The sequence below is a fragment of the Methanosalsum natronophilum genome (assembly GCF_024808815.1).
GTDB classification, from domain to species: domain Archaea; phylum Halobacteriota; class Methanosarcinia; order Methanosarcinales; family Methanosarcinaceae; genus Methanosalsum; species Methanosalsum natronophilum.
The window spans coordinates 41245-57461 of record NZ_JANUCS010000001.1 but is presented as its reverse complement, the minus strand read 5'-3'; the positions used below and the strand labels follow the sequence as shown (position 1 = coordinate 57461).

The 16217-nt window shown below is 33.7% G+C and carries 16 protein-coding genes; 10 read left to right on the top strand and 6 right to left on the bottom strand.

Annotated features, from left to right (window positions below; genetic code table 11):
• Window positions 1–111 precede the first annotated feature (111 nt).
• From J2T59_RS00315 to J2T59_RS00275, 9 genes are all read left to right on the top strand, one after another.
• Window positions 112–963: a PstS family phosphate ABC transporter substrate-binding protein gene (locus J2T59_RS00315; protein ID WP_259132997.1), complete on the top strand. Its 852-nt coding sequence runs from the start codon at window positions 112–114 to the stop codon at window positions 961–963.
• Window positions 964–1008: 45 nt separating this feature from the next.
• Window positions 1009–1908 carry a phosphate ABC transporter permease subunit PstC gene (pstC, locus tag J2T59_RS00310; RefSeq protein ID WP_259132996.1) on the top strand — a complete coding sequence of 300 codons (900 nt, stop codon included), beginning with the start codon at window positions 1009–1011 and terminating at the stop codon, window positions 1906–1908.
• Entirely contained in the window at window positions 1908–2768 is an 861-nt protein-coding gene (gene pstA, locus J2T59_RS00305) for a phosphate ABC transporter permease PstA (protein ID WP_259132995.1), read from the top strand. The genes pstC and pstA overlap by 1 nt, the downstream gene beginning before the upstream one ends.
• 35 nt (window positions 2769–2803) lie before the next feature.
• Window positions 2804–3583, top strand: coding sequence for a phosphate ABC transporter ATP-binding protein PstB (gene pstB / locus J2T59_RS00300; RefSeq protein WP_259132994.1), 780 nt, complete (start codon window positions 2804–2806; stop codon window positions 3581–3583).
• Window positions 3584–3587: 4 nt separating this feature from the next.
• Window positions 3588–4250 carry a phosphate signaling complex protein PhoU gene (gene phoU, locus J2T59_RS00295; RefSeq protein WP_259132993.1) on the top strand — a complete coding sequence of 221 codons (663 nt, stop codon included), beginning with the start codon at window positions 3588–3590 and terminating at the stop codon, window positions 4248–4250.
• Between the two features lie 113 nt (window positions 4251–4363).
• Entirely contained in the window at window positions 4364–5080 is a 717-nt protein-coding gene (locus J2T59_RS00290; protein WP_259132992.1) for an ABC transporter ATP-binding protein, read from the top strand.
• Window positions 5081–5106: 26 nt separating this feature from the next.
• Complete coding sequence (locus J2T59_RS00285; protein ID WP_259132991.1) at window positions 5107–5781, top strand: heme exporter protein CcmB; 675 nt, start codon at window positions 5107–5109, stop codon at window positions 5779–5781.
• A gap of 77 nt (window positions 5782–5858) precedes the next feature.
• The gene (locus J2T59_RS00280) at window positions 5859–6617 is read left to right on the top strand and encodes a cytochrome c biogenesis protein (RefSeq protein ID WP_259132990.1); all 759 of its coding nucleotides are present in this window, start codon (window positions 5859–5861) and stop codon (window positions 6615–6617) included.
• A 41-nt stretch (window positions 6618–6658) separates the two neighbouring features.
• Window positions 6659–8965: a DNA topoisomerase gene (locus J2T59_RS00275; protein WP_259132988.1), complete on the top strand. Its 2307-nt coding sequence runs from the start codon at window positions 6659–6661 to the stop codon at window positions 8963–8965.
• A 185-nt stretch (window positions 8966–9150) separates the two neighbouring features.
• Here J2T59_RS00275 and J2T59_RS00270 read toward each other — a convergent pair whose 3' ends face one another.
• The 6 genes from J2T59_RS00270 to J2T59_RS00245 form a co-directional block, all read right to left on the bottom strand.
• A complete protein-coding gene (locus J2T59_RS00270; RefSeq protein WP_259132987.1) occupies window positions 9151–9720 on the bottom strand; it encodes a nitroreductase family protein in 570 nt (189 codons plus the stop codon).
• A 20-nt stretch (window positions 9721–9740) separates the two neighbouring features.
• A complete protein-coding gene (ilvC, locus tag J2T59_RS00265; protein WP_259132986.1) occupies window positions 9741–10748 on the bottom strand; it encodes a ketol-acid reductoisomerase in 1008 nt (335 codons plus the stop codon).
• 33 nt (window positions 10749–10781) lie between these two features.
• Window positions 10782–11267 carry an acetolactate synthase small subunit gene (ilvN, locus tag J2T59_RS00260; protein ID WP_259132985.1) on the bottom strand — a complete coding sequence of 162 codons (486 nt, stop codon included), beginning with the start codon at window positions 11265–11267 and terminating at the stop codon, window positions 10782–10784.
• Window positions 11264–12952: an acetolactate synthase large subunit gene (locus J2T59_RS00255; RefSeq protein ID WP_259132984.1), complete on the bottom strand. Its 1689-nt coding sequence runs from the start codon at window positions 12950–12952 to the stop codon at window positions 11264–11266. The genes ilvN and J2T59_RS00255 overlap by 4 nt, the downstream gene beginning before the upstream one ends.
• A gap of 79 nt (window positions 12953–13031) precedes the next feature.
• Complete coding sequence (locus tag J2T59_RS00250; RefSeq protein ID WP_445468599.1) at window positions 13032–14498, bottom strand: (R)-citramalate synthase; 1467 nt, start codon at window positions 14496–14498, stop codon at window positions 13032–13034.
• A 99-nt stretch (window positions 14499–14597) separates the two neighbouring features.
• Window positions 14598–15653: a M42 family metallopeptidase gene (locus J2T59_RS00245; RefSeq protein WP_259132983.1), complete on the bottom strand. Its 1056-nt coding sequence runs from the start codon at window positions 15651–15653 to the stop codon at window positions 14598–14600.
• A 155-nt stretch (window positions 15654–15808) separates the two neighbouring features.
• On the opposite strand from J2T59_RS00245, the gene J2T59_RS00240 reads away from it, so the two are divergent.
• Window positions 15809–16171, top strand: a complete 363-nt coding sequence (locus J2T59_RS00240) for a hypothetical protein (RefSeq protein WP_259132982.1) — start codon at window positions 15809–15811, stop codon at window positions 16169–16171.
• Window positions 16172–16217 lie beyond the last annotated feature (46 nt).

Genomic DNA, 16217 nt, shown 5'->3' with positions numbered 1-16217 from the left:
TAAAGTCTATCATTTTACTATATAGGTCTATATAGAATATATAGATAATATCTAAATATAGTCTTTTATGTTAAATAGCTTGCAGAAAAAATCAATTATAGGCTTGATTAAATGAACCATTCAAAAAAGATACCTATATTAATAGTTTTTTTGGGATTGATAATCTCATTGTCCTTTGTTGGCTGCTTAGAGAGGCCCGATAAAGAAAAGATGGTTCTTATAAAAGGATCTGATACTGTTTTACCATTGACTCAGTATGCAGCTGAAGAGTTCATGCTCAGAAACCCCGATTTTACTGTGACCGTTATTGGAGGAGGCTCAGGTGTAGGAATAGCAGCGCTTATTGATGATGAGATTGAGATTGCTATGTCATCAAGACAAATGAGTTCTTCAGAACTAGACAATGCTAGGAAAAAGGGCATAGAACTCGATGAACATGAAGTTGCACTAGATGGAATTGTAACAATTGTGCATCCTGAAAACGAAGTCACAAACCTAACATCTAACGAGCTTAGAGGGATTTATAATGGCTCCATTACTAATTGGAAAGAAGTGGGCGGTGAAGATAGGAGAATAAGTGCAATAACTAGAGATAGTGGCTCTGGAACGTATCAATTTTTTAGAGATAAAGCTCTTCAAGGTGACAATTTCAGATCAGATGCATTATCTATGTCAGCTACTGGTGGTGTTGTACAAGAAGTATCACAAAACCGTGGTTCTATAGGTTATGTTGGTTTTGCATATGCAACTAATAATGTACAGATACTTAGTTTGGACTTTGATGATGGACCAATAAAACCAACTGTAGAATCAATTGAAACGGAAACATATCCACTTGTAAGACCTCTTTATTATTATATTCAAAAAGATGCATCAATAGCATCAGAAAAGTTTTTGGACTTCTTGCTGAGTGATGAAGGGCAAAAATTGGTATTAGATATAGGGTACTTCCGTGTTAATTAAAATTTAAAATTAAATGTAATATTGTAAAAATGAATGGAGATAACTATGGTTTTTAAGAGGAGGCACAAAGAAAAGTTAATTGAAGCTACTTTGTTTTGGATTGGTTCTTTAACCATCATTATATTAATCTTAATATGCCTTTTTTTGTTTAGGGATGCTTTAACTCTTTTTAGTACACATTCATTTTATTCTTTTGTAACAGGATCCTTATGGTATCCTACAGCAGACCCTCCATTATATGGTTTAATTCCGCTACTTTTGGGCTCAGTTTTAGTAACTTTTGGTGCAATATGTATTTCGGTTCCTTTAGGAATAACTTCAGCAATATATATTTCTGAAATAGCAAGTCCAAGAGTTGCTTCCTTTTTAAAACCATTTATTGAAATTCTCGCAGGTATACCATCTGTAGTTTATGGTTTTTTTGGTTTAGTGGTATTAGCACCGTATCTGCAGTTGTGGTTAGATTTGTCAACAGGTCAAGTAGCTCTTACAGGCTCGGTGATGCTTGCAGTCATGGCTTTACCCACAATAATTTCTATTTCCGAAGATGCGATTAGCTCGATACCCTCATCAATTAGAGAAGGATCTTTAGCTATGGGAGCAACGAATTGGCAAACAATTTATAAAGTGGTTCTACCAGCAGCGTTGTCGGGAATCTCGGCAGCTGTTATGCTTGGTATGGGTCGGGCAATAGGTGAAACTATGACTGTGATGATGGTAACAGGGAATGCTGCGGTAATACCAGGAATGCCTGAAGGAATTGTAGAATCAGTTAGGACGATGACAGCAACAATTGCACTTGAAATGGGTGAAGTACCTATAGGCAGTGAACATTATCATGCCTTGTTTGCTGTTGGATCGGTGTTGTTTATTATGACATTTCTCATTAATCTTGCTGCCGACATTATAAAGAAAAAATATAGATTCAAGTTGGAGGGCTCCTAATGAATGTTAATGCAAAGTTGACAGAGAAAATTGCATTTGGTTTTATTGGAGCATCTATTTTTACTGTTGTTCTATTTGTGTGTATAATATTATACTATATTATCTCAAATGGCTATCCTGCTTTAAGCTGGGAATTTTTCACAAGTATGCCCAGAAATAGGATGATGGAAGGTGGAATATATCCAGCATTGATTGGTACCATATCTCTAATAATAGGCTCAATGCTTGCTGCACTTCCTTTTGGTATACTAGCAGCAGTTTATCTTAATGAATATGCTAAACCTGGTAAAATAAAGTGGGTCATTGAAATGGCTATAAATAATCTAGCAGGGACTCCATCAGTTGTTTTTGGCTTATTCGGGCTTGCCCTTTTTGTGAGGTACTTTGGGTTTGGGCCATCTGTTATTGCGGCATCGTTAACTTTAGGGATACTTGTTTTGCCTATAGTAATTCGTTCAAGTCAAGAAGCACTACTTGCAGTTCCAATGGAGTATAGACAAGCATCACTTGCTCTTGGTGTAACACGCTGGCAGACAACAAAAAGCATGGTATTACCAGCAGCTTTACCTGGCATAGTAACAGGATCTATTTTAAGTATAGGTAGGGTTGCTGGAGAAACTGCCCCTATTTTATTCACAGGTGCAGCCTATTTTTTACCACGGGTACCCAACTCAATATTTGACCAGTTTATGGCACTTCCATATCACTTATATGTTTTAGCAACTTCTGGAATTGATATAGAAGGAACTAGACATATTCAGTATGGAACTGCATTAGTTTTATTGCTAGTAGTTTTAGGTGTAAATTCGATTGCTATACTTATAAGGCGGCATTATAAGAAAAAATTAAGGTTAAACTAATATTTGAACAATCAAAAATGTGATGAGGTTAATAAATGGGTGAAGATTTTCTTCAAAATTTTGAAATTGCAATTAAAGTAAATAACTTAAATCTTTGGTATGGAGATAACAATGCACTGAAAGAAATCTCTATTGACATTCCAAAAAATAAAGTCACATCCCTGATAGGTCCTTCAGGATGTGGTAAATCTACATTTATACGTTGCATTAATAGAATGAATGATTTAGTTAGAACATGCAGCATAGAAGGCGAAGTTCTAGTCTATGATGAGGACATATATAATGAAGATATTGATGTTGTAGAATTAAGAAAAAAAGTTGGCATGGTTTTCCAAAAGCCTAATCCATTTCCAATGTCAATAGCAGAGAACATAACTTATGGTCCAAAAATCCATGGTATTAAGAATAAGAATGAATTAAATCGAATAGTTGAACAATCCCTTAAAGCTGCAGCATTATGGGATGAAGTTTCTGATAGATTAGATAAGTCCGCTTTAGATTTAAGTGGAGGTCAACAGCAAAGATTATGTATTGCACGAACGTTGGCTGTCAACCCAGAAATCATTTTATTCGATGAACCCTGTAGTGCCCTAGACCCAATTTCAACTGCTAAGATTGAAGAATTGATAATGAATTTGAAAAAGGACTACACTATTGTTATTGTTACACATAATATGCAACAAGCTGCTAGGATCTCAAACTATACGGCGTACTTCCTACATGGTAAAATAATGGAGTATGGAGATACTGAACAGATTTTTGAGAATCCACGAGTTAAAAGTACTGAAGATTATATTACTGGTAGATTTGGGTGATTTAATGGTAAGAGAGAGATATGAGAATGAACTTTTAAAGTTGAAGAAGAAAATTGTTGAAATGGGTGACATGTCGAATGAAATTATTGAGAATGGCATGCGGTCATTTATCGATCTAGATTATGAACTAGCCAAATCTACAGTTGCTATGGATGATCTTATAGATAATAAGGAAATGGAGGTCGAGGCCTCAGCTTTAAGACTGATCGCGTTACAACAACCAATGGCTGGTGACCTTAGGTTAATTACATCTTGTCTTAAGATATCACTTGATCTCGAGAGAATGAGTGACCTTGCTGTAAACATTGCAATATTATCGGAACGTATTGAGAATTCTCATATCAAACCATTGATTGATACTGAGAAAATGGGTAATATTGCTTACTCTATGTTAAAGGATTCAATAATAGCGTTTGAAACTTCTGATATAGAATTAGCAAAACAAACCGCAAAAAAAGATGAGGGGATAGATAAACTATTTTATTCTGTATGGATGGAATTAATTGAAATGATGACATCTGACTGCAAAGAGGGATCAAGCATCATTACAAATGCTTCTAATCTTTTGTTTGTTATCAGGTATCTTGAGCGTATTGGTGACCATGCATGTAACATTTGTGAAAGTGTTGTTTACATGGTTACAGGAGAAAGAACTGAGTTAAACTAATATATTAAAATAAAATCTAATTGACTAACATCTAACATATGGCCATATGTTAGAACATTGTTCTCACCTAACTTTTCAATAATAGATTAAAAGATAAGACGGCTGTAATTTAAATGAAACCTTACATTTCAATCAAAGGTCTATTTAAAAAGTTTGAAGGCCGATATGCAGTAAGCAATATTAGTTTTGATATCTTTAACGATGAGTTTATTGTTCTGTTTGGCCCTAACGGTGCTGGCAAGACAACCATCCTTAAAATGATAGCTAGCCTATTGAAACCTACTGACGGAGTTATATCTATAAATGGAACTAATATGGAAAAAAACTTAATTGAAGCTAGACAACTCATTGGTTTTGTTTCCCATGAAACTTTTATTTATGAAAACCTTACAGTTGAGGAAAACCTTCGTTTCTTTGGTAAAATGTTTGATATTGACTCTGTAGAACTAGAAACAAGGATAAATAAAATGATTGAAGAAGCTGGGCTATGTATATACAGAAAAGAAAGAGCCGGCACTCTATCTAGAGGAATGAAACAACGATTGTCTATCATTAGAGCTCTTATTCATAAACCTTCTATATTACTTCTTGATGAACCTTACACAGGACTGGATTTAAATGCTATTGAAGTATTTGAAAACTTAGTATTGAATAATAGTCATACCAAAGTAAAAATAATGGTATCACACAACTTAGAAAGAGGTTTCAACGTTTGTAATAGGGCAATAATAATAAAGAATGGAAAAATAACTTTTGATAAAAAGAAAAATGAGATTGGAAGCTATGCTGATTTTAAAACTTTATGTGAGTTTAATTTTCAATCTAACTAGCTTAATGATAATGGTTTACAATTAACATGTTTAAAAGTTTGAATATCTGTCTTAAAGACCTTCAGTCAGAATTTAGGTCAAAAAAAAAGCTAAATTCAATGATTATATTTTCTTTACTTGTAGTATTAATCTTTAGTATATCTTTTGGAAATTTTATAGGCAAATCATCATTTATTGATTCTCTTGTTCCAGGTGTACTCTGGGTCTCTTTTACTTTTGTTTCTACAATTGCCATATTTCAATCATTTTCTGATGAGATTGAAAATGGCTGCATTAATGCTCTAAAGCTATGTCCTGCTCAGTGGAATGCAATTTATACAGGAAAGATATTATCTACATTAACTCTACTTTATTTGGTACAATTATTTATCATACCTATTTTCGCTTTAATGTTTAACTATTCGTTTCAAGGAATATTTTTACTTGCAGTTGTTGTACTTGTAGGTACATCTGGAATTGTGAGTGTTGGTGTTCTATTGGCGGCAATAACAATGAATACACGTAGCGGGGAGCTACTACTTCCAGTACTTCTTTTTCCTTTAATTGTACCTGTGATAATACCATCCGTACTTGCAACAGGAAAAATCATTTCTGGCTCTACTTTTGTGGATATTTTAGATGAGTTAAGGTTATTGGTAGTATATGTAATAATGTTTTATACAACATCTAGGCTTTTATTTGAATGGACTATACAAGATTAAGAATTTTAAATTATATCGAAAAAGTGTTAACATTCCTACGAGCTCCTTAGAAGACAAAATGTTTATCTAATTAGTTAATGCTTAACAATAATACTATATTAGCAGGTGTAGAATTGATGATAGAATTTAACAAGCAAATATTAAGGTTATTGCCTTATTTAATATTAGTTTCATTGATAATTTCACTAGGAGCAATTTTCATATATACTCCCCCCATGTATGATGGAGCAGGGACTCTTCTCAATGAAAGCTTTAATATCTTCTTTATCCATCTTCCAATTGCATTAATATCATATTTTGCTTTTATGCTAGTTTTTGTATCAAGTATTTTATATTTACATACATTTAATAATAAATGGGACAAATTTGCGGCATCTTCTGCAGAAATAGGTGCCATTTTTGCATTTTTAGTATTGTTAACTGGATCAATATGGGCAAATGATGTTTGGGGCTGGTATTGGGTATGGGAACCCAGGCTAACTACGTCACTAGTACTTTTTTTAGTTTATGTTGGCTATATTATGGTTCGCCAATCAGTGGACGAACCCGAAAAAGGTGCAAGATTATCAGCAATTTTTGGAATAGTGGGATTTATTTCAGTCCCACTGAGCTTTTTTTCAATTAGACTTTGGAGATCAGTTCATCCTGTAATGTTTGGTGATACTTTTTATGGTACCACCGGTGGTGGAATTGGTGGAATTGAAATAATTGTTACACTATTCATTAATTTAATTACATTTTTCCTATTATTTGTTGGCCTGCTAATATTTAGGTATGATAATGAAAAGCTTAAATCCAAGGTTTACACGCTCAAAAGGAAACTTATGAACAACTAAACTTATAATAAGTAAATAAAGAACTCAATGGACTTAATTACATGTCAACTTTGATCATAGCTGAAAAGAATAAAGCAGCTGAAAAGATTGCTAGTATATTGGGCAATCATAAATACTGTAAAAAATATGCTTATTCAGTTCCATACTATGAATTTGAATTAAAGAACGAATCCTATGTCATAATTGGTTTAGCTGGACATATTATGGGATATGATTTTCCAGAAAAATATAAAGATTGGAATTCAATAGATCCTAAATTTCTAATTAACATTACTCCTGAAAAATATATCACAAAAAAAAAATATGCTGATGCTATTCAAAAACTTGCTACTTCTGCTCATAAGGTAATTTTAGCTTGTGATTTTGATAGAGAGGGAGAAAATATAGGCTTTGAAGCGAAAAAAATCATTGAAAGCGTGTCTAATATTCCATTCAAACGTGCTAAGTTTTCTTCTCTGTCTTCTAATGAGATTTTGAATTCATTTAATTCTTTGACTGAAATTAACGAAAATATGGCTATGGCAGCTGAAGCCCGGCAAATATTAGACCTAAAGATGGGTGTTATTTTCACTCGTTATTTAACAATTTCAGTTCAATCAAAAATCAGAACAAGGCGTATGTTTTCTATCGGCCCATGTCAAACTCCAACATGTGGTTTTGTTTATGAGAGGGAGAAAAGAATTAAAAACTTTGAATCAACTGATTTTTGGAAGTTGGAAGCTATATTTAGTTTTGATAAAATTAAATTTAATGGAATTCATAGGAAGGGGAAAATAACCGAAAAAGAAGAGGCTGTTCAAGAGTTTAATGAAATTAAAAAGTTAAATAAGGCAAAAGTCATAAATAAAACGACAAAAGAAAACACAATGAACCCCCCATTGCCACTGAACACAACAGAGTTACTAAAAAAAATATCAATTTATTTTGGTTTGAGCCCAGAAGAAGCCCTAACTATTGCAGAAGATTTATACCTAGCAGGATTTATAAGCTATCCTCGGACGGAAACAAATCAATATAGCACGGATTTCAATTTTAAAGAAATTGTCGAGGCTTTTAAGAACAGCGAATATTCTAGTTATATTAAGAAGCTACCTAAAAGCATATCTCCTAATAATGGGAAAAATAATGCACAAGACCATCCTCCTATTCACCCAATAAAAGCAGTATCAAATAAAAAAATACTTAATAATTATAAGGATTCATCTTACTGGAATGTATATAACTATATAGTTTTACATTTTTTTTCAAACTTAATGCCTCCAGCTATATTCGAAAAAACTAAATTGACATTATCCATAAAGAACTCTATTTTTGATTCAAAGGGCTCTGTCCTAAAAGAAATTGGCTGGTTAGAAATGTATCCTTTTGAAGATAAGAAAGATAAGACACTTCCATTATGTGCAAAAGGAGATGTTGTTGAAGTAATTGATATTTCCTGTGAAAATTCCCAGACAACTCCACCTAGAAAAATGACAGAAGCAGAATTGTTAACTCTCATGGAAAAAAATAATATCGGAACAAAAGCGACATCTTCTGGTCATATAGAAACTAATAAAATCCGTGGGTATCTTGAGAAAAAAGGTAGGACCATTTCTATCTCAGACCAAGGCTATATTTTAATGGACTCTTTAAACGCTGCTGCACCTATTATTGTTAAACCAGAAGTAAGAGCAAATATAGAGACACTTATTCAGAATGTTGAATCAGGAAAAGATGATTTTAATCAGGTTATTTTGAAAGGAATCGATGAAATTAAAAGTATGTTTAACCAACTTGTTGCAAAAAAAGAAATAGTAATTGATCAACTAGCAGATTCTATTTATGATGAATATGTAAGCAGAGATGAAAAGAATGTTGTAGGAAAGTGCACAAAATGCAACCGAATTTTAAGAATTATTAAAACTGAGAATGGCAGGTTTGTTGGATGCACGGGTTTTCCTTCATGTAAAAACACATTTAGTTTACCAAAAAAAGGATCTATTGTGGTTGCAAAAAAAGCTTTATGCAAAAAGGGGGCTCCTGCGGTTTTAAAGGTAGGAAGAAAGTTTCACTGGGCTTTGAGTATAGGACCCTGTTTTAAATGTGAGTTAGAAAAAGAATGTTTTCCTCCTGATATAGTAGGAGCCTGCTTAAATTGCGATGGTTATTTGTTTGTAATTAATACTGAATCTGGTAGGTTTTTAGGCTGTAGCAATAAGTGTGGCTTTACTCATTCACTTCCAAAAAAAGGTAGATTAAGCATAACCTCAGATTTTTGTAAGATCTGTAACTGGAAAATTGTTAGGGTTAAAGAATCAAAAACAGACCCTTTTGTTGGATGTATAAACCGTAAGTGTATAAAAAAGTAGATATTTACCGATCGGAGCAAAATATTTATCTATCATAAGAACGAAAATTTGTTCGTATAAAGACGAAGAGATGTAGATGTTATTACTAGCCATTTTCACCCAAAGTGAGCAAACTCTCCTTTTCCTCCTACACCCCATACATACTTTCTCTTCGTCTTAAATATAAATCTCATGAATAGATACAATTAAACAACTTTACTTTGATAGTGCTCATAATATACTACCTCATGCAGATTTTTCCTTGTAGACTTCTGCTCCTTATTTACTGGATAACCTAATGCTACTATTGCCATAAGTTCAAAATTTTCAGGTGTATCTAGTAGTTTATGAACTTCATATTTATTATTGAGTATTTCACCTAACCAAACTGACCCTAATTCCATTTCAAAAGAAGCAAGTAACATGTTTTGAATAGATGCCCCAATTGCTTGTACATCTTTAACAAAATTATAACTTTCATCACTGTCAAGAAATACTGCTATCAATAGAGGGGAATTTTTGACTACTTTTTCGTAATGAGTTAACTTTGATAAACTTTGTATCGTGTTTTCATTCTCTATAACTATAAATTTCCAAGGTTGATTATTTAGTCCAGAGGGAGCCCATATAGCTGCTTTGAGTATGCTATTTATTTTATCATCTTCTACCTTTTTTTTGGTAAAATTGCGAATGCTTCTTCTTGAAATAATAGCTTCTAGAATCGAGTTCAAATTATACACGCCCTTTTTACTATAGTTATATGTAGCTACTTCCAAAGCAGCTACATGAAACCTGATTATTTCTCATTCAACTCACTATTCAACCACGGCATTTTGGCTCTTAATTCTCTACCAACCTCTTCAATTGCGTGTTCTCGTTCTTTTCTTTCCATTGATTTTAGTACAGGATTATTAACTCTTCCTTCTAGGACAAACTCTCTGGCAAACTCTCCATTTTGGATTCTTTCTAGAGCTTCATACATAGCTTCTCTTGATAACTCATTTATGATTTTAGGCCCTACAGTCAAGCCTCCATACTCTGCTGTATTTGAGACAGAGTACCACATTTTTTCAAGACCCCCTTCATGAATTAAGTCAACAATTAGTTTTAATTCATGCAAAGTTTCAAAGTAAGCCATTTCTGGTTGGTAACCCGCTTCAACAAGTACTTCAAAAGAAGTTTTAATTAATGAAGCAACACCACCGCATAAATCTACCTGCTCTCCAAAAAGATCAGTTTCAGTTTCTTCTCTAAAAGTAGTTTCAAACACACCAGCTCTTGTGCACCCAACGCCTTTAGAATGCGCTAATGCAAGATCGTGAGCTTTGCCAGTGGCGTTTTGATATATTGCGATTAGTCCTGGTACTCCGGTATTATCTTTAAAAGTTCTTCTAACTAAATGCCCAGGACTTTTTGGTGCTACCATATAGACATCTACATCACTAGGTGGAACTATTTGATTATAATGGATATTAAATCCATGTGAAAACACTAGTGCGTTGCCTGGATCGAGATTTGGTTCTATTTTTTCTTCATATACTTTTGCTTGGACTTCATCAGGTAAAAGGATTTGAATTATATCTGCATCTTTAACAGCTTCAGAAACAGTATTAACGCTCATACCGTCATTTTCAGCTTGTTGCCACCTTTTACTTCCTTTTCTAAGTCCTACAATAACATTTAATCCCGAATCTTTAAGGTTTTGTGACTGTGCATGTCCCTGACTTCCATATCCTAAGACTGCTATAGTTTTATTTTTCAAAATCTCAAAGCTTGCATCTTTATCATAATACATTTCAACCATAATTTTAAAAACCTCCATGAATTAAGTGAATAGTTAAACTTTCTTTGCTCCTCTTGTAAGTGCTATTTTACCTGTTCTTGCTAGTTCTTTTATACCAAATGGTCTTAAAAGTTTTTCAAGTGCTAATATTTTATCTTCATTTCCTGTGATTTCAATTATAAGAGATTTAGTTGATACATCTACAATCCTAGCTCTAAAGATATCAACAATTTGAATAATTTCTGCTCTAGTATTAACATCAGATGCAACTTTGATCAGTACAAGTTCTCTATCTACCGAATCCTCAGATTCAATATCTGTAACACGTATAACATCAATTAGCTTATTCAATTGTTTTACAACCTGTTCAAGAACCCTGTCATCACCTCTAACCACAATTGTCATTCTCGAAATCGTCGGATCCTCTGTAACACCTACCGCAAGACTATCTATATTGTACCCACGTCTTGAGAACAAACCAGCAACCCTTGAAAGAACACCATGTCTATTCTCTACCAATACTGCCAATGTATGCTTCATTTTTTTACCTCCAAGTCTAAAATTTCATTGATGGCAGCACCAGCAGGTACCATGGGAGACACATTCTCTTCACATTCTACGATAAAATCTATTAAAGTAGGTCTTTTTGATGCAATTGCTTTTTCTATTGCAGGCTTAACTTCTTCTTGCTTTTGGACTCTTATTCCTAAAGCACCATAAGCTTCAGCCAATTTAACAAAATCAACACTATCTTTTATACAAGTTGATGAATATCTTTTACTGAAAAATAATTCTTGCCACTGCCGCACCATTCCTAAATATCCATTATTTAAGATTGCGATAATAACGGGAATGTCACTGGATACAACAGTAGCTAACTCTTGAGAACTCATTTGAAATGATCCATCTCCTGCAATATCAAAAACATCCTTTTCAGGCATACCAACTTTGGCACCAATTGCAGCTGGAAATCCATATCCCATAGTACCTAATCCACCTGAAGTTATAAAAGTGCGAGGTTTAGTGTATTGGAAATATTGGGAAGCCCACATTTGATGTTGTCCAACTTCAGTAACTATAATTGCATCTTTTGAGCTTTCACATATTTGCTCAATTATAAACTGAGGTTTTAATTTATCATTTTTCACATAATGGAGGCAGCAATCCTTTTTCCATCGATTGATTTTGGCAAGCCATTCACTATGCTGTTTATGCTCAGTTTCTTTAATTAATTCTTTCAATATCCAATTAGCATCTCCAACAATTGGAATCATGACTTCAATATTCTTTGAAATTTCAGCTGGATCAATGTCAATATGTATGATATTTGCGTTTGGTGCAAAAGATTCTACTTTACCGGTAACCCTATCATCAAACCTGGCACCGATTGCAATAATTAGATCTGCTTCCTGTATTGAATAATTAGCATATTTTGTTCCATGCATTCCTAGCATTCCCAAGTACAAAGGATGATTCCCAGGAAAAGCTCCCATTCCTGTTAAAGTTGAAGTTACAGGAGCATTAATTTTTTCAGCAAATGCTAAAAGGGATTCACTTGAGTTTGATGAAATTACACCACCTCCTACATAAATGACAGGCTGTGATGCTTTTTTAATTTCTTCTACGGCCTTTTTTATTTGCTGTTTATTCCCTTTATATGTTGGCTTATAACTTCTTAGCTCAACTTTTTCAGGGTAATAAAACTCAAATTCTTCAGTAGTTATGTCTTTAGGTATATCTATTAGTACGGGTCCAGGTCTTCCAGTGGAAGCTATATGGAATGCTTCTTTTATAATCTTCGGCAACTCTTTAACATCTTGTACTAAGTAGTTATGCTTTGTAATTGGTAATGTAATACCGGTTATGTTAGCTTCTTGGAATGCATCGTTGCCTATAAGTGAACTTGGAACTTGACCTGTAAATGCTACTATTGGAACTGAATCCATATACGCCGTTGCAATCCCAGTTACTAAATTAGTTGCACCAGGGCCAGATGTAGATAGACAGACACCTGTTTTCCCTGTAGCTCTAGCATAACCATCAGCTGCGTGTGCTGCGGACTGTTCATGTCTTACCAAAATATGTTTTATTTTTGAATGATACAATTCATCATATATGGGGAGTACAGCTCCACCAGGATAACCAAATATTGTATCTACGCCTTCTCTATATAAACATTCTATTAAGGCTCTGGCTCCTGTCATCTTGTTAGTAAATTCTGACATACAAATCTTACCTGTATTCATTTAATGATTATAATGTAATTATTTTTGCAGAACAAATCTATAAAATATAGTTCCTGATTTACTCTTTCATCAACTGATTGATTCCATTTAAAACTGCTTCTACAGATGCCATAATTATGTCAGTTCTTGCACCTTTTGAAGTAATCATTTTTCCATCCTTTGATAATTTTACTATTACTTCAACAAGTGCATCTGTGCCACCTGTAATAGCATCTACATGATATTCTTCAAGTTGTATATCTGCAACACCTGAAATTGCTTTTTTTATGGCATTAATTGCTGCATCAACGGGTCCATCACCTATACCTGCTTCAACAATCGATTTATTGTTGACATTAAGTTTTATAGATGCAGTTGGAGTTATTTTGTTACCTGATACAACAGTAAATTCTTCAATACTTACCATTGATTCACGATATATGTCAAGAACAGTTTCTGCTATTGATTGCAAATCGGAATCTGTTATTTTTTTACCATGGTCTCCTAATTCTTTAACACGGGATACAATTTCATCTAATTGAGCTGCATCTGTATCCAATCCTAATTCTTTTAAGGCCAATGTAACTGAGCTTTTTCCAGCATGTTTTCCTAAAACTACTTTTCTCTCTCTCCCTATTATTTCTGGACTGATTGGTTCATATGTAGACGTATCAGCGATCAGACCATGTACATGAATTCCAGCTTCATGAGTAAATGCATTTGCTCCAACTAATGATTTGTTAACTGAAACAGCTATACCTGTTAACCTGCTCACCAACCTTGATGTGCGATATATTTCTTCACAGTTGATACCTGTGTTATATTTGTATAGCCACTCCAAAGCCATAATCACTTCTTCAAAAGAAGTGTTTCCTGCTCTTTCACCAATTCCATTTATAGTCATATGAGCTTCTTTTGCACCTGCTCTTAAAGCAGCTAAAGTGTTAGAAACCGCTAAACCAAAATCATTATGACAATGAATTGCAACCGGTACTTGTATTGAGCTAGCTAAATGGTTGAATATCTGCTCTGTCTTTTCAGGTACAAGCATACCTACTGTGTCGCAAAAACATATTCTATCAGCACCAGCTTCTATTCCACTAGAATATAAGGATTCTAAAAAGTCTAAATCGGCTCTTGAAGCATCCTCTCCACTAAGCTCTACTGTTAGTCCATGATCTTTTGCATATTCAGTTACTTCAACTGCCATCTGCCTAACAGCTTCACGATCTTTCCTGAGTTTAACATTAATATGTAAATCAGAAACTGGAACAACTAGGTGAACAGAGTCAACATTACAATCTATAGCATAATTAATATCTTGTTTCATAATACGTGCATAGCTACAAATTTCTGCACTTAAATTCTCAGCTGTAATTGCTTTTATAGATTGACGTTCGCCAACAGATGTGATTGCAGACCCTGCTTCAATTATATTGACTCCTAGTTCGTCAATTTTTTTGGCTATAAACACTTTATCATCAGTTGATAGGGCAACGCCTGGGGTTTGTTCACCATCTCTTAATGTAGTATCTAGAAATTGAATATCATTGAATAATATAATCCCTCACATATTTGCTTTATATAACCTTACTGTTTGATACTCTTATGTTAGATATATCTAACGATTTTTTAAACCAGGAACCTAAAAAAACTTTTCAATATTATCAAATGATTTTAAAATCAAATCTATGCATGAGTCAATATCGTCTAAGCTTAGTACTTCTACTGGTGAATGTATGTATCTAGTAGGTATGCTTAGGACACCAGATGGAATTCCTTCTTTTGTAATATGAATAGCTGTTGCATCTGTAGTACCGCCATCAGCAACATCCATCTGATAGTTTATATTGTTTTCATCAGCTGTTGTTCTTAGCCATTCAATAATCTTTTGATTGGCAATCAGCCCACGGCCAGCAGCGTCTACTATAGTTATTGCACTACCTTTTCCTACTTCAATTGCAGAATCTTTTTTGTCTATACCTGGATAATCACCCGCAATAGTTGTTTCTGTAATAAGTGCAATATCAGGATTCAATCCAAATGCAGCCACTCGAGCTCCCTTTAATCCAACTTCTTCTTGAACGGTACCAACTCCATGGATGGTTAATCCTATGTTTTTAGTAGAAAGTTCTTTCAGTACTTGTATTAGAATAACCAATCCTACTCTATCATCAAATGCTTTACCTGTAACTATATTATTGGCTAACTTAGAATAATGTCTATCAAGTGATATTGGGGAACCCACCTCAACTCCCAAACCTTCAGCTTCTTCTTTAGTAGTGACTCCTATATCTATGAACATGTCTTCAGCCTTTGGTGGTTTTTTCCTATCTTCTTCTTTCATTACATGTGGAGGCTTAGAACCAATTACACCTTTTATTTCTCCTTTTTTAGAGTGGATAATAACCCTCTGGCTATGGATGGTAGGATCAAACCATCCTCCTATCTTGACAAATCTCAAAAAACCATTCTCATCAATATATTTAACCATAAGGCCGATTTCATCCATATGAGCAGCAATCATTACACTGGGGCCTGACCCTTTTTTAGTTGCTACAATATTACCCATTTTATCAGTAGTTATAGAGTCTACATATGGAGTTAATTCATCCTCAAAAATTTTTCTAATATTACCTTCAAATCCCGATATTCCATGTGCATTTGAAAGTTTTTCTAGTAATTCTTCTGTATGTTTCATTGTAATCACTTATTTTAGGCTAGTAACTTATGTAGTGAGTCTATAAATGGTTAAAATAATGTTATATATTTCGGTGCTGATATTTTGTTGGTTTACAATAATTAAAGCATAGGTACAGATATATATTTATTTTTATAAATAAGATAGAGGATATTATGGTAAAACAATTAAACAGAACCAAATCTACTATTTATGGAATTAAAGGGAAGAACAACATTTTCACATGGAAAGGTCTTGCAATTCATCTTAAAAACAGAGATCGTGTAGGTAGATGTAAAAATTATGATACCTGCCAGTTCGATAGAAAATCTATAAATTGTCTCCACACAATTAAAAAACAAGATGCAATGTCTTTGCTAGAATCAGAATTTAATATAAGTACAGATATTTCAGAAAAGATGATTTTTACACTGATGGATTATGGGTGGCTTAATATTATCTTGTGTAATATTGATAAAGAACCGGGAAGTGACTACTATCAGGGGAATCAAACTATTTTGTTTGACTCTGATCTATAAAAAAAGTGCTTATAACTCTCATTATTAAAACAAAAACTTATAAGTT

Excerpts from the sequence above, each read along its gene's own strand:
- J2T59_RS00315 (WP_259132997.1), top strand. The coding sequence starts at position 112 with ATGAACCATTCAAAAAAGATACCTATATTAATAGTTTTTTTGGGATTG.
- pstC (WP_259132996.1), top strand. The coding sequence starts at position 1,009 with ATGGTTTTTAAGAGGAGGCACAAAGAAAAGTTAATTGAAGCTACTTTG.
- pstA (WP_259132995.1), top strand. The coding sequence starts at position 1,908 with ATGAATGTTAATGCAAAGTTGACAGAGAAAATTGCATTTGGTTTTATT.
- pstB (WP_259132994.1), top strand. The coding sequence starts at position 2,804 with ATGGGTGAAGATTTTCTTCAAAATTTTGAAATTGCAATTAAAGTAAAT.
- phoU (WP_259132993.1), top strand. The coding sequence starts at position 3,588 with ATGGTAAGAGAGAGATATGAGAATGAACTTTTAAAGTTGAAGAAGAAA.
- J2T59_RS00290 (WP_259132992.1), top strand. The coding sequence starts at position 4,364 with ATGAAACCTTACATTTCAATCAAAGGTCTATTTAAAAAGTTTGAAGGC.
- J2T59_RS00285 (WP_259132991.1), top strand. The coding sequence starts at position 5,107 with ATGTTTAAAAGTTTGAATATCTGTCTTAAAGACCTTCAGTCAGAATTT.
- J2T59_RS00280 (WP_259132990.1), top strand. The coding sequence starts at position 5,859 with ATGCTTAACAATAATACTATATTAGCAGGTGTAGAATTGATGATAGAA.
- J2T59_RS00275 (WP_259132988.1), top strand. The coding sequence starts at position 6,659 with ATGTCAACTTTGATCATAGCTGAAAAGAATAAAGCAGCTGAAAAGATT.
- ilvC (WP_259132986.1), bottom strand. The coding sequence starts at position 10,748 with ATGGTTGAAATGTATTATGATAAAGATGCAAGCTTTGAGATTTTGAAA.
- ilvN (WP_259132985.1), bottom strand. The coding sequence starts at position 11,267 with ATGAAGCATACATTGGCAGTATTGGTAGAGAATAGACATGGTGTTCTT.
- J2T59_RS00255 (WP_259132984.1), bottom strand. The coding sequence starts at position 12,952 with ATGTCAGAATTTACTAACAAGATGACAGGAGCCAGAGCCTTAATAGAA.
- J2T59_RS00245 (WP_259132983.1), bottom strand. The coding sequence starts at position 15,653 with ATGAAACATACAGAAGAATTACTAGAAAAACTTTCAAATGCACATGGA.
- J2T59_RS00240 (WP_259132982.1), top strand. The coding sequence starts at position 15,809 with ATGGTAAAACAATTAAACAGAACCAAATCTACTATTTATGGAATTAAA.